Raw genomic sequence first — 13,092 nt, forward strand, 5'->3', positions numbered from 1 at the left:
GCTTCAGGCGTAAGCCACCGCGTTGCGGCCACCGGTTTTCAACCGATACATGGCGCCGGTGATCACTACAAACTCGTCACCCCCGCGCCGGCCAACCACATCACTGCTGCGCATGCAGTGCTTGAGCCGCTTGGCTACGATACGAAGCACTTCATCGCCCGCCTGATGGCCATAGGTGTCATTCACCGGCTTGAACTTGTCGAGATCCAGAAACATCAGTGCGAACCGCCCGTTGTCCTGGCGGGCCTGTTCAATAGCCTGTTCCAGGTGAGTCTCAAGCGAGGCCCGATTGGGCAGTCCGGTCAGTTTGTCGTAGTGAGCCAGCCGGATCATCTGCTTCTCGGCGTTGACCCGCTCGGTAATGTCACTGAACGTCAGTACCAACTGGCTTATCTTGCCGTCACTGTTCCGAACCGGCGACAGCGTCAACAGATTCGGGAAGGTGCTTTGATCTGGCATTTTCAGCCAGACTTCGCCTTGCCAGGCGTTTTCCGCGATCAGCTGCTTGTGCACGTGTTCGGGTATCTGATGATTACCCCGGGCTGTGTCCAGAAAGTCTCTTAGGTTTTTCCGCTTCAGTGCCTTTGATGAGATGCCCGCGATATCGATAAAGGCAGGATTAGCGCGAATGATGTTAAATGAGGGATCGCAAATCACGATCGATTCGTGGGTGTGCTCAAACACCTGATAGGCCAGCCGTAACTCCTCGGTGGAACGCGCGATTTGAGACGCCTGCTCCACCGCAGCCTGAACAACGGGCCGCAGAGCGCGCCAGACCAGCATTCCCGCCAGCGCAGATAACAGCAGAATGGCCAGAATACTGACGGCAATGTCTCGGATGACGTTGCCGAACACCCGGGTGATTTCCGAGTGCATGTGTACCTCCCATTCATGGCCGCGGATCTCTCGCATAAAAGCAAGCACACGAGTGCCGTCATCCAGTGCTGAACGGAAAAAGGCTCCTGGCCGGTTGGTCGATACGCCTGCTGCGTTTGCCAGACAGTTGTCGGCGGGCCTGATTTCAAAGGTTTTGGTCAATGGCTCGAATGCAACCCGTCGGGTTCGGTCAGCATTAACCAGGCACATCTGAGTGTGTGACTGAGCCTCGAAAACGCTGGTCATCGAGTCCAAGAAAAAAAGTAGCAGGTCTGTGCCCACCTTTTCTCCATCTACCTGAATGGTGCCAATGGTGTGCATTAACGGATTGGTGAAGCCGGTTTCGTCGAAATCGTAGGTTTTTATATCTAATTGCCGGGGAACCGGAATCGTATTAGGCAATGCGTTGGCCATTGGGCCCACGCGGGCGATCTCGTTGCCGTCGGCGTCATAGCGTATCAGCGCTGCCAGATTGTCAATCTGGCGTGCAGATTCTTGGTTTTTGCGTCAGCCACGCTGACAGCGTCGAAGGTTGCCCGGGTGTGCATCTGGTTAATCAGAGGAGCGGCAATAATAACGGCGATGACGATGCCTGTCAGAACGACTGCAACGATGGCCGTGGTGATTATTCTTCGTTCTTGTTCCTGGATGTCCATCAGAAGCGGTCACTAAAATATACAAGATGATTTTTAATGATATCCGGTTATTGCAAACAATGAATCCACATGGCGTTTTTTTGTGTAACGAGGATGGTCAGTTCCAGTCGTGATCCAGTCCTGTTATCAGCTGGCTTAGCCAAAGGGCCAATGGTTAGCGGGCTAACTCATCCCTAGTATCGCTCACTCAAAATTTTTGACCGTGAGCAGTCATGACTGACAATAAAGCCAAAAGCAGCTACCTCTCCGACCGAAAACCCCGATCAGACTTTGCCACCCGTCGCGAATATCTGGAGCACGAGCTGCAGACGATGGCCCCGCGTCGCTGGCGACCAAACCTGCCGTTCCGGGACTACCATTTTGAATGGGAAGACCTGGTGCCGGCCATGGCCGCAACCATCGGCAAGGTAGTGATGGTGGCGGCTATCGTGGCCGCCTTCGCAGCACCGCTGGGGTTATCCAAAGAATTTATTACCGAGAACGTGCGCTTTGAGATGATCATTGCCGCCGTCCTGTTCGTGATTCTGGTATCGGGTTTTCTTAACCCCACCAGTAACCTGGCGGGCACCCACGGTCCATTGATCCCCATGATTCCGCTCATTGTGGTGTCTGGTGGTCACCCGATGGCACTGGGTATCATGGTCGGGGTGCTGGGGTTTATCCTGGGTATCACCAAAGGCGGTAGTCTGCTGGCCAAGCTGACCAGTAACGGTGTGTGCGGTGGCTTGCTGTTGTACCTGGGGTTTATCGGCATTACCAGTCAGATCAGCCACCTGTTCAGCTGGGCCGAAACCTTTGATAAAGGCTACATCGCCTTTGTGGTGGTGGCGATGACCATCGTCATGTACGCCTGGCTGGAGCATGTTCAGATGCGCTGGCTGGCAATTCCCCTGGGCTCTGTGCTGGCCGCGATCGTTGCTTTGATGTTGGGTGCACCCTTCGAGTTTGTTACCGAGCCGGGCATTCCCAACATGAATCCGGCGTATTGGTGGGGCGAAAACACCGGGTGGCAGTTGGGTCTGCCCGATGTGTACAGCTTTATGGCGGTAGCGCCGTTTGCGATTCTCGCGGTGGCCATGTGGTCGCCGGACTTTCTGGGCCACCAAGTGTTCCAACGGCTTAATTACCCGGACAAAACCGACCGGGTCATCATGAACATCGACGACACCATGGTAACGGCTTCTACCCGGCAAGTGGTGGGCACGGTGCTCGGGGGTGGCAACATTGCCTCGTCCTGGGGTACCTACATTGTGCCGGCCTCCATCGCCAAACGGCCGATTGCCGCCGGTGCCGTGCTCACCGGGATCCTGTGCATCATCACCGCCCTTCTGGGCTATCCGATGGACCTGGCGGTGTGGCCGCCGGTATTGAGCGTGGCGCTGATGGTGGGCGTGTTCCTGCCGCTGCTGGAAGCCGGCATGCAGATGACCCGCAAGGGCAAAACCACCGAATCGGCCGGCATTGTCATTTTCGCCTCGGCGCTGGTGAACCCGGTGTTCGGCTGGTCGCTGACGGTGCTGCTGGATAACCTCGGCCTGATCGGTTGCAAGGAGCGTGGCAAGGAGCTGGGCCACATGGGGCGCTGGATTATCCCCGGCATTGTGTTTGTTATCCTGTGCGCGGTCATGCTGGCGATCGGCATGTTCCCGGGAATACCGCCTATGGTGGAGGCGTTCCGTGTAGACTAGATGCTTTCAGGTCCCAGGAGTGCTCGATGGCAGAGCCCGCACTGTTCAGAACCCATCGCCGTAGGAGCGCACTCTGGCTGGCGGTTATTGCCCTGGTGGTGGCGGTCCTGGTGGCGGCGCGCTCCCAGCCGCAACCGGTGGAGGAGCGACTGGTGCGCCTGCATGCACAAGCGGCGTTTGGCGCCCGCTCGGAGTTGCTGGCCGAGCCTCTGCCGGTGCAGGCGTTGCTGCTGGACTATCGAGAGGATGTTCTGCTGTTGCTGAAAGCTCAGGCGGCGCTTCAGGTGTTCCCGGAGCATTCCCGGCTGCTGATGGAGCTCTTCGGTGAAGAGCCGGAGTTTCAGGACGCCCTGCGAACCCACGGCGAATACCTGATTCCGCCGGTGATTCACTTCTACCAGAACCCGGTCGGATCGATCGAGATGATGAACCGGGTGGCGGGCACCCGCCAGACCCTCACCCCGGAAGAACGCGCCTGGTTCGCCATCAACTTTGCCAACAAAGAAGGCCATGACTTCACCGGACAATTTTTGGTGGGTCCGGACAGCAGCATTGAATGGATCTGGACCGAACGCATCACCGAAGGTGTGACCCAATTCTTTACCAGCGGTATCCGCACCCTGGAATCCCGTTACCGCACCGATCTGCCAATCCGTGCCAGTGATCTTGGCTGGGCGGCGGTGGATGCCCTCGTGATCGGCAGCGCGGTGAAATTTCTGAAAGCGGGCAGGGCAGCGGCAACCACCGCTCGGGCGTCGACCGTCACCGCACGTTCAGCCGCCTATACCTCCCGCCTGGCCCGGGCCGGGCGCATGGCCTCGGTGATGGTCAGTCATGCCCGTTGGCCAGCAGTGGCGGCTCTGGCCTATGTGGCGGTGCGGCACCCGTTGGTCCTGAACGATCTGTTTGCCGGCGCCGCCAAGGTGTTGGGTGTGCCGCCCTGGATGGTGCAGGTACCTGGCTGGTTTATCATCTTGCTGCCGATTTTGTTATTGCTGCGCTGGCTGGGCCGGATCTGCCTGTGGTTTGTGCCGGCGCGCCGGTCCCGGGTGCTCTGATGCCCGGGCCGGGCCGCTCTGGTATGCTGGCGCCAAAATTCGCTTTGGGAGTTCTGAATGTCGTCGCTTGAAAGCCTTATCATTGAAACCGGACCTAACCCTGAAATAGCCATTATCTGGCTGCACGGCCTCGGCGCCAGTGGCCACGATTTCGAATCGGTGGTGCCGGAACTGGCTTTCGCCCAGGCACGGGCGGTACGTTTCATCTTCCCGCATGCTCCGGAGCTGGCCGTCACCATCAACGGTGGCATGCGCATGCCCGCCTGGTACGACATCCTGGCCATGGACATTGACCGCAAGGTGGACGAACTCCAACTGCGCGCCTCCTCCGATGCGGTTGCCCAATTGATCGACCAGCAACGCCAGCAAGGCATTCGCCCGGAAAACATCATCATCGGCGGGTTTTCCCAGGGCGGCGCGGTCGCCTACGAACTGGCCCTGAGCTACCCCGAACGCCTGGGTGGCCTGTTTGCACTGTCCACCTATTACGCCACCGCCGGCTCCATCCAGCGCTCCGCCGCCAATCAGACGCTACCGGTGTTTGTGGCCCACGGCAGCTATGACCCGATGGTCCCGGAATCCCTCGGCCAAAAGGCGGTAGAAACCCTGAAAGCTCAGGGCTACCAGCCCGAGTACCAGAGCTACGGCATGGAACACACCCTGTGCCTGGAAGAAGTGCACCACCTCAACGACTTCCTCACCCGCTGTCTCAACTAAATTTGGGGTCAGACCCCAAGACATTTCACCCCACCAAATGTCCGGGGGTCTGACCCCAACTTTACCAGGCCAGCCAGATGGTGTGTCTTGCGCCTTTGCCGGGGCGTAGGGCGCGCACGACCACGGGCTCTACCGAGAAGCCGGCGCGGCGTAGGCGTTCGGTAAAGGCATGCTCCGGTCCTGCAGACCAGTAAGCGAGGATGCCGTCCGGGCTCAGGGATTTCTGGGCGGCGGCAATGCCTTCCGGTGAATAGATCCAGTTGTTCTCCTTGCGGGTAAGGCCTTCCGGGCCGTTGTCGACATCCAGCAGGATCGCATCCCAGTTGCCGTCACCTTCTCTCAGCAATTCTGCCACATCGCCAATGTGTACTCGGGCGCGTGCATCGCTTAACGGGTACCCGGAGGCGGCGCCCAAGGGCCCGCGATTCCAGTCTTCAACCTCCGGCACCAGCTCCGCCACCGTTACCTGCGCGGTGTTGCCCAGCGATGACAGTGCCGCCGCCAGGGTAAAACCCATGCCCAGCCCGCCGATCAAGACCCGGGGCTCGGGGAGGTCAGCGATACGTTCGCAGGCGAGGGTGGCCAGTGCATCTTCCGAGCCGTGCAAGCGGCTGTTCATCAGCTCACCGGGGGCGCCAGCAATTTTGATGGAGAATTCGTCGTTACGTTGCAGCAGGCGCAACCGGGTGCCGTTACCGGGAATGGTTGCGGTGCCAATTTCGTCGAAGCGGGACATGTGGGGTTCCGGATGATGAGGTCAGGCCGCATTCTAACCTGATGCCGCGGTCGCTTTCAGCCAAAACCCCCTTGAATAATCACTGCTAGACTGCAGTAAGTAGCAGATCACGCTGTTTATTAATATTCAGACCAACAGAGGCAGACGTTATGACAGACCAACCGGTAATGCTGATAACCGGAGCTTCTTCAGGCATCGGTGCCGAAACCGCACGGGCTGCGGCCAGGCAAGGATATCGTCTGGTACTGGCGGCGCGCTCCGAAGACAAACTGAAGGGGTTGCAGCAGGCGTTAGGCGGCACGGACAGTGTGTTGACCGTGCAGTGTGATGTGCAAAATGCCGAAGACCAGAAGCGCATGGTAGAACAGGCCCTGAAGGCATTTGGCCGGATTGATGCCGTGTTTGCCAATGCCGGTCGCGGGGGAGAGCCGGGCGGATTCAGTAAAGCCGATCCGGATGTCTGGAAAGATATGATTCTGACCAACGTTCTGGGCGTGGGCCTGACAATTCAGCACTGCCTCCCGGCGTTGCGTGAGAGTAAAGGTCACCTGTTGCTGACGGGCTCTGCTGCTGGCCGTGTGACGATTCCCGGCTCCATGTACAGCGCCACCAAGTGGGCGGTCTCCGCCATTGGTTATGGCGTGCGTGAGGAGCTTCGGGGCTCTGGCGTCCGCGTGACCCTGATTGAGCCGGGGATGGTCGATACGCCTTTCTTTGACGAACCCCCGGCCCATGCGCTTAAACCCGAGGATATCGCCAATGCGGTGATGTATGCCGTTGCTCAGCCAGCCCATGTAGACGTTAATGAAATCCTGGTGCGGCCTACGCCGGCTGCAGAATGAACGCGAAATCAGAGTCGTTGGAGGCTGAGTTGGAATCAACGCAAAGAGTTGCTCTGGTCACCGGAGGGGCAAAGGGAATAGGCCGGGGCATTGTGCTGCATCTGGCCGCGGCCGGCTGGAAGGTGGCTTTCTGCGATACCGACCAAACGGCCGGAGAGCAGCTGGTAAACACCTCGGAGCGGGAAATCTGTTTCCTGCCTGGTGATGTTGCCTCAGAGCATGATGTTGCCCGATTAATTGCGGACACGATGAGCTGGGCTGGGCGCTTGGATGCCGTGATCAACAACGCCGCCATTGCTGACCCTCATACCGGCCCAGTGGAAGAGCTCAGCCTCGAGCAGTGGCAGCGCCGGCTGGACGTTAACCTGACCGGGCCCTTCCTGGTGGCCAAACACGCGGTGCCGCACCTTCGGAAAAGCCAAGGTGTCATCGTGAACATGGCCTCCACCCGGGCACTGCAATCTGAGCCGGACACCGAAGCCTATGCCGCCACCAAAGGCGGCATAGTCGCGCTGACCCACGCCCTTGCGATGAGCCTGGCGCCGGACATCCGGGTAAACTGCATCAGCCCCGGCTGGATTGATACCCGGGCCTGGCAGGGCGGCTCGGACAAGGTAGAAGCTCTTTCGCAGGCAGATCATCATCAGCATCCCGCCGGCCGGGTAGGCACCCCGGAAGATATAGCTGCGCTGGTGGCCTACCTGATTTCACCGGAAGCCTCGTTCATCACGGGCCAGAACTTTGTGGCTGATGGGGGAATGGTGCGTAAGATGATTTATGAGGAGTGAGGGAGTGCGCCATTATCACGCACGTGAATATCCCGCTGAGGGAAGGGAATCTCGATGCCTGCCTCATGCAGGGTGCGAGTAATGGCGGTGTTGATCTCGTGAGACAGGGGCATGATGTCCAGGGGATCTTTCACAAACACCCGTAGCTCGAAATCAACACGGCTATCTCCCAGGCCGACGCAGAACACAGCTGGCGAGGGATCATCCACGACCCGCTCATTGTTGTGAGCTACCTCCGTAAGCAGTTTCTGCACCTGATCCATATCGGAACCGTAGGCAACGCCGACTTGCAGCACAACGCGCGTGATCGAATCCGACAGTGTCCAGTTAGTCAGATCCTGGGTTACGAAGGTCTTGTTGGGAATGATCTGTTCCTTGCGGTCCCAGTCAACCAGCGTAGTTGCACGAATGCGGATACGTGACACCGTCCCGGTAATGCCTCCGATAGTGACCGTATCTCCGACGCGGATGGGGCGTTCGAACAGCAGAATGATGCCGGACACAAAGTTGGCAACGATTTCCTGAAGACCAAAACCCAAACCAACCCCGAGAGCCGCCACCAGCCACTGCAACTTGGACCATTGCACCCCGATCACACCGAGGAATACCACGACGCCAACCAACACCAGGGTATAGGTGGTGAGGGTGGTAATGGCATAGCCCGTTCCAGGCTCAAGCTTCATCCGGCTGAGAACCATGACTTCCAGGGTGCCAGGCAGGTTTCTGACGGCGAGCACAGTTCCAACGCCGACGAACAGCGCCAGCAGCAGGTCGCCGAGGGTAATGGGCAGCGGATTGCCGCCGTCCAGGTCTGTAGCGATGGTCCAGAGTGTGATGTTGTCGAACAGCTGCAGGGCCGGAATCAGGCTGGCCCAGAGCAGCCAGAGGCCGGTAATGACAATCACGGAAACCAGGATGCGTAAGAGCGCGGTACTCTGCTGATTGATATCCTTGAGATCCATTTCTGGCATGTCTAGCGTTTGCGGTACCCCTTCACCCGAGGATTCAGCGGCTTCCCGGGTTTCGGCGAGCTTGCGTTGCGCCTCGCGGTGTTCACGCAGCCGCGCCAGGGTGAGGCGACGTTCCCTGACCGAAAGCGCGCGAAGTCCGATATAAAACAGCATGGCGTTGAAGGCTATCCAGCAGATGCTGATGAACAGGTTGCGCTCCAGTTCCAGGGCGGTGTAGTGATATCCGAGTAACGATGCCACCACCAGTACCAGGGGCGTGGCAACGGCCAGTGCATGCAGCGCTAACAGGTGCTTGCTCTCTGGCCGATCAGCCCGGACCGCGCTCAGGATTCGGTGCGCGAACGTCGAAAGCGCGATGGATACGGCGGTGAAGAGCAAGCGCCCGAGACTGTCCACAAATTCGGATCCGTCGGGTGTTGCGGTGGTGGGCATGATCACCATGATCGGGATGATTACCGCCAGCAGAAACGGCAGTTCCCGGCGAAGGGCGCGCAGCGAGTCAATATGCCAGTGGAAATGGGTGTCGCCCAATCCGCCCTCGCGGGCCACGTTATGAATAAATGCCAGCAGGAGGGTGACAAGTGCCGCAGCGACCATGCCCCCAGACAGAGCGGAGAAAAAATCGTTCCCCTCCATCAGCAAAAGCGCCGCGATTGCCAGCACCAGCACGCCCGGCAGTGCCAGTAAGGCGCTGTTGGTGAACGCATATAAAGTATGTTCAATGCGATCATGGCCAACGTTCCCAACGTGTCGACTGTTGGTTTTGAGGTTACGCTTCAAGGCTCTTCGCTTGATAAGCAAAAGTGCCAAAAGAATAGTGAGAAAGGCGATGGCCCCGCTACGTTCCTGAATCGAATAGCCAATCGCGTCGTTGAGCGGATCAAGCCGAAACTGATTGGCAAACCAGGCCACCGCTTCGACCAGCTCTGTGAGAGTACCCGCGCTTACAACCGGTGCACTGGGCAGCCAGAACAGGCGCTGCTGCAGCAGAGTCTGGTACGCCTCTACGCGCTCCTGCAGCGCCGATACCGTGTTGAAATACTCGTTCAGAGCCTGGATGTGTTCGGTGACGGCTTTGTGCAACTGGCGGATCAGGCTTGCTCTCTGGCTTCTAAGCTGGTCGCGGGCATCATCGCCGGGATCGATGATGGCCTCGAACTCTTCCAGTCGAAGCTGTTCCTCGCGCGTTGTCGATAACTGGTTTTCAATATCACGAATCAGATCCTCCGCAATGCCTTGCTGTTGAAGTCGTTCAAGCCGCTGCTGAAGGAGATTGGCGTAATTGCCGGTAAGGTTCAGTCCGGCTTTTTCCAGGCGAAGCTCGAAACTGTTGTATTCGTCTTGAAGTCGATTGAGAAGTGATTCCGCGTAGGAGAGCCGGTTGCGGGTGGACTCAACGGCAATCAGGCGTTGGTCGAGAGAAGCTCTCAGGGACTGGATCTGTTGGCGGATATCCGCCGTCTCGGTGTCAGGAAGCTGGATCTGGGGCGGGCTTTCGGCCTCCGCTTCCAGTTCGGGCTGGACCGCAGGCCTTGCTTCTTCGGGCTCTGCTTTTTTTTCTTCGGTGGCGGCCTCGACGCCTTCCTCGCTTGTCTGCTCACCACTTGCTTCGTCATCTGGCTGGGCGTAGGCCGGCATCGCGGCAAGGCACAGGATAGTCGCCCACATCAGGCAGAGTATCCGAAACCCGCAGTGGGAGCGTGGCCTGTAGCAGTTCATGACGTCGCGCTCCTTGCGTCAGGTAGTGAGCAGGGTCCTGTTCATTCTACATTTTATATTAGCACCGCAGACCTTTCACGAGCGTTGAAAAAGGATTACAACGAATGGCATCGGCAACAACGTTGACACTGGTTCTGTTGCCGTAAAATTGCGCGGATAATTGTGCTCATTATTCCTGGCGCTGTCACCTTGAGCTTGGCATCAAGGCTGTTGGTCACCTTCGACTGCGGCGGATATGAACTTCACTTGGGTGAGTTTGCCTTATTTTTCAGATCATAGCTTATTTGGCGCCGCTGAACCGCATGGCCACCTTCCCGTTATGGGTTGCAAATACCACTCGCATTTGCTGATTATTCATCGGGATGAAATAGCCGACGCCGGAGTACTCCCCATTGCGATTATCGTTGGTGCAATTGGACATTGTGTAGTTGATGTCAAAGACATTAATCGAAGCATCGGGTACTGAGAGGGCTTCGATTCCTACAAGTTGGCAGCCGGTAGTTTGCGTATAGTACTGAGCGTCCAATGAACCATCAGCGCCTATGGTTAGCGCTACCTCGGACTCACCCTTTACATAGGTGCCCGAGGTTCTCTTCAGAGAGATGCCCACATCGCTGATTAAGTTTTGCCGCTGCAATGTGACGTTCGTATTAACTTGATCGGCGGCGTCGGTGGTAGAAAAAGTGGCAGACCCTTGCGAGGAAATTGTCCCGTTTATTGTGCCCTCCTGGGTGCCCTTATCTTCGACAAAGCCAGTAGGGTCCAGTTGCTCAGGGCCCAGCTGGCGATAGTCAGAACTGACCCCGCTGATCCTGGTGGTATCAAATGCAAGCTTGCCAATCGAAACCCCGGCACCCCCTCTGAAGACACTTGTAAAATCCCCTGCGGGGCTGAGATACGTGACCGCCGTTTGCGAACTAGCGCCGTTCACGTATTCTACTTTCGCTTCGTATAGGCCAGCTTTAAGTGTGCTGGCATCGCCACCTGAGCTACTTGAACCACCCGAACCGCCTCCACCGCCACAGGCACTCAAAACCAAACTCGCGCATATAATGGTCGCTGAAAGACCTGAGCCATACGTCCTTTTAAACATTTCACACCTCCTTGATGCGATCTTTTCGAAAATGCGTCAGTGCGTTGTGAATGGTTCTGTTGCCCCTTATGAACGGTTAAACACGCGGCTTTTTACCTGAAATTTCCGGTTTTTCGCCGCGCAGCGACTTTCAATCAAGAAACCCAAAATCCAACAGTGCAAGCTTCCCAAGCTCCGGAATCGGCACAAACACAGAAATTCGCACTGAATAGATAGGTGCAAGATCAGAGCCAAGACGCTATACACCATTGAATTCAGCATGCTGTGAACTACGTCACAAAATAAGATGTGAGATGTGAAAAATTTTCCGACACAACCGTTACAGATAGTAAACAGTTAATCTCGGGAACTCGGCGCGGCATAGACACATCGGCAGCTTTCTCGATGGTCTACTTGAGTTGGACGGCACGCAGGAGCGGGTGGAAGCAGATGCTCGAAGAGTGCAGGATAATCGGAGCGGATTTGTTTTCTTGGCTAACACAGCTCGAGACTGAGCAGTCGCCAGAAAACGCTAATCGCTGTTTGCAGGGTTGCTTCAAGGATGGTGCCCCCGGCAGGACTCGAAAATGCGAGTTAATTAGTTGATTTAATAAGTGTTAATTTAAGAACTTCTTTAATAGTACCCGCAAAAACTTGCACTGCCAGCCTAATTTGATGTGACGGGGCTTGGCCAGCCCCTCTTCAGGCCTAATCAAAATTGTTGCTATTCTGCCGGCCAGTAAACCTTCACCAACGGCAGTAGACGCTGTCCTTCAATATCAAAACACTCGTAGTTCGCCACCACCAGGTCGGCCAGCAGGTCGATGTCGATGAGCGTTACCGGAATGGTGGCCCGATCGGCTTCGTAGCGGGCTTCTCGGGTGAAGCCGCCGGTGCTTATAAACAAGCCTTGGTCTCCCTCCCGAAGGGCTCCAATGAAGCTACGAATGGGATTGGAGCCCATACTGCCGCTTCGGTGCTTCACTTCGGCCTTGATGCGAGGTTGAGTAAGCCCCAGGCCATCGGGGGAGGCCAGTACGTCTACACCGCGGTCTGGCCCTCTGGCTGAAACACGAGTCTGGTAGCCCATGGCGCGGAGCAGGGCGGCGGTGAGCTCTTCCATTTCCTCTGGGCCCAGGCCTTGTATCTTGTCTTTGATGAGCTCGTGACCGCGGGAAACGACATCTTCTCTCAGAATCTCGAACTCGGCTTCCGCTGTTTGAGTTTCATCAGCGGTAGTTGGCTGTACCACCGGTTTGCCGGCCAGTCGGTCCTGAACTTCACTGATGACAGTATCTGACAACGAGAATACCGTCAGAACCGAGCCCAGACTGTTCCTGGTAGCCTGGCTGAACTGATCCCGGGATACACGGCCCAGCCACTTCACTTCACGTATTTGCTGGAACTCTCCTATCTGCTCGGGCTCCGGGCAAAACTCATACTGGCCCAGGTCTTCACCAACCAGGTATTCCCGGTGCTCCTGACTGTAGGTGATGAGGGTGTCGCCTTGCTTGATGTCGTCCCGGAACTTGCGAATCATGGCAAGAGCGTTGGCTGTGCGTCCCGGCTTCGCGTTGCCGAAGTGCTGTATGTAAGCCTCCTTCAGCGCTTCGTGGCTTGTGTAGTTACGTAGGTCGCCAAGGCTATTCCAGCCAATGGCCACGCAGTCATTGTCTTTGAAGTCGTCAAAGTACCGACCGCCGTTGCCGGCACGAATCATCCAGCCGTTTTTCATTAGTTATCCAAGTTTCCGGGATTACTGCTTGCATGCCGAGCTGCTGTGGCTTTAATCTTTCGGTTAACACGACCCCTGCCTCTTGGCTCCGACAGGAGCTTACGCGGGGGTTTTTATGTTCGCCTGCATGGCAGAACTGCTGTGAACTTGTATACGAAGTAGCCGAATGGCCATTGAAATTAGCCTGAGGTGGCACTATAGTTCACAACAGCTCATCTACCAGCCCCCGGCGTA

11 protein-coding genes are annotated in these 13,092 nt (G+C 57.1%); 5 read left to right on the plus strand and 6 right to left on the minus strand.

Annotated features, from left to right (window positions below):
• Positions 1-3: 3 nt before the first annotated feature.
• Together C7H08_RS12120 and C7H08_RS18420 are read right to left on the minus strand one after the other, a co-directional pair.
• On the minus strand, positions 4-1,290 hold the full coding sequence (locus C7H08_RS12120) for a diguanylate cyclase domain-containing protein (protein WP_227663090.1): 1,287 nt from the start codon (positions 1,288-1,290) through the stop codon (positions 4-6).
• Between the two features lie 44 nt (positions 1,291-1,334).
• Positions 1,335-1,532: a hypothetical protein gene (locus C7H08_RS18420; RefSeq protein ID WP_227663089.1), complete on the minus strand. Its 198-nt coding sequence runs from the start codon at positions 1,530-1,532 to the stop codon at positions 1,335-1,337.
• A gap of 212 nt (positions 1,533-1,744) precedes the next feature.
• Here C7H08_RS18420 and C7H08_RS12125 point away from each other — a divergent pair, with 212 nt between their 5' ends.
• The 3 genes from C7H08_RS12125 to C7H08_RS12135 are packed head-to-tail and all read left to right on the plus strand — an operon-like array spanning position 1,745 to position 4,995.
• Complete coding sequence (locus tag C7H08_RS12125) at positions 1,745-3,220, plus strand: DUF3360 family protein (protein WP_106672216.1); 1,476 nt, start codon at positions 1,745-1,747, stop codon at positions 3,218-3,220.
• Between the two features lie 26 nt (positions 3,221-3,246).
• Positions 3,247-4,278 (plus strand): hypothetical protein, encoded by a 1,032-nt coding sequence (locus C7H08_RS12130; RefSeq protein ID WP_106672219.1) that lies wholly within the window; start codon positions 3,247-3,249, stop codon positions 4,276-4,278.
• Positions 4,279-4,335: 57 nt separating this feature from the next.
• Complete coding sequence (locus tag C7H08_RS12135) at positions 4,336-4,995, plus strand: alpha/beta hydrolase (RefSeq protein WP_106672222.1); 660 nt, start codon at positions 4,336-4,338, stop codon at positions 4,993-4,995.
• A 61-nt stretch (positions 4,996-5,056) separates the two neighbouring features.
• Here the strand turns inward: C7H08_RS12135 and C7H08_RS12140 are convergent, their stop codons facing one another.
• Entirely contained in the window at positions 5,057-5,731 is a 675-nt protein-coding gene (locus tag C7H08_RS12140) for a spermidine synthase (RefSeq protein WP_106672225.1), read from the minus strand.
• A 149-nt stretch (positions 5,732-5,880) separates the two neighbouring features.
• Between C7H08_RS12140 and C7H08_RS12145 the strand changes: the two genes are divergently transcribed.
• Together C7H08_RS12145 and C7H08_RS12150 are read left to right on the plus strand one after the other, a co-directional pair.
• Positions 5,881-6,573, plus strand: a complete 693-nt coding sequence (locus tag C7H08_RS12145) for an SDR family oxidoreductase (RefSeq protein ID WP_106672228.1) — start codon at positions 5,881-5,883, stop codon at positions 6,571-6,573.
• On the plus strand, positions 6,570-7,361 hold the full coding sequence (locus C7H08_RS12150) for an SDR family oxidoreductase (protein ID WP_188445133.1): 792 nt from the start codon (positions 6,570-6,572) through the stop codon (positions 7,359-7,361). The genes C7H08_RS12145 and C7H08_RS12150 overlap by 4 nt, the downstream gene beginning before the upstream one ends.
• Here the strand turns inward: C7H08_RS12150 and C7H08_RS12155 are convergent.
• The 3 genes from C7H08_RS12155 to C7H08_RS12165 form a co-directional block, all read right to left on the minus strand.
• Positions 7,349-10,051: a mechanosensitive ion channel domain-containing protein gene (locus C7H08_RS12155; protein WP_227663088.1), complete on the minus strand. Its 2,703-nt coding sequence runs from the start codon at positions 10,049-10,051 to the stop codon at positions 7,349-7,351. The genes C7H08_RS12150 and C7H08_RS12155 overlap by 13 nt on opposite strands.
• Before the next feature lie 280 nt (positions 10,052-10,331).
• The gene (locus tag C7H08_RS12160; protein ID WP_106672232.1) at positions 10,332-11,144 is read right to left on the minus strand and encodes a hypothetical protein; all 813 of its coding nucleotides are present in this window, start codon (positions 11,142-11,144) and stop codon (positions 10,332-10,334) included.
• 703 nt (positions 11,145-11,847) lie between these two features.
• Positions 11,848-12,858 carry a restriction endonuclease gene (locus C7H08_RS12165; protein WP_106672234.1) on the minus strand — a complete coding sequence of 337 codons (1,011 nt, stop codon included), beginning with the start codon at positions 12,856-12,858 and terminating at the stop codon, positions 11,848-11,850.
• Between the last annotated feature and the right edge of the window lie 234 nt (positions 12,859-13,092).

The sequence above is a fragment of the Marinobacter halophilus genome (assembly GCF_003007685.1).
In the GTDB taxonomy this organism is placed as follows: Bacteria; Pseudomonadota; Gammaproteobacteria; order Pseudomonadales; family Oleiphilaceae; genus Marinobacter; species Marinobacter halophilus.

Bases quoted from the DNA above. Each gene is read 5' to 3' on its own strand.
- C7H08_RS12165 (WP_106672234.1), bottom strand. From the start codon at position 12,858: ATGAAAAACGGCTGGATGATTCGTGCCGGCAACGGCGGTCGGTACTTT.
- C7H08_RS12150 (WP_188445133.1), top strand. From the start codon at position 6,570: ATGAACGCGAAATCAGAGTCGTTGGAGGCTGAGTTGGAATCAACGCAA.
- C7H08_RS12125 (WP_106672216.1), top strand. From the start codon at position 1,745: ATGACTGACAATAAAGCCAAAAGCAGCTACCTCTCCGACCGAAAACCC.
- C7H08_RS12135 (WP_106672222.1), top strand. From the start codon at position 4,336: ATGTCGTCGCTTGAAAGCCTTATCATTGAAACCGGACCTAACCCTGAA.
- C7H08_RS12145 (WP_106672228.1), top strand. From the start codon at position 5,881: ATGACAGACCAACCGGTAATGCTGATAACCGGAGCTTCTTCAGGCATC.
- C7H08_RS12160 (WP_106672232.1), bottom strand. From the start codon at position 11,144: ATGTTTAAAAGGACGTATGGCTCAGGTCTTTCAGCGACCATTATATGC.
- C7H08_RS12155 (WP_227663088.1), bottom strand. From the start codon at position 10,051: ATGAACTGCTACAGGCCACGCTCCCACTGCGGGTTTCGGATACTCTGC.
- C7H08_RS12140 (WP_106672225.1), bottom strand. From the start codon at position 5,731: ATGTCCCGCTTCGACGAAATTGGCACCGCAACCATTCCCGGTAACGGC.
- C7H08_RS18420 (WP_227663089.1), bottom strand. From the start codon at position 1,532: ATGGACATCCAGGAACAAGAACGAAGAATAATCACCACGGCCATCGTT.
- C7H08_RS12130 (WP_106672219.1), top strand. From the start codon at position 3,247: ATGGCAGAGCCCGCACTGTTCAGAACCCATCGCCGTAGGAGCGCACTC.
- C7H08_RS12120 (WP_227663090.1), bottom strand. From the start codon at position 1,290: ATGGCCAACGCATTGCCTAATACGATTCCGGTTCCCCGGCAATTAGAT.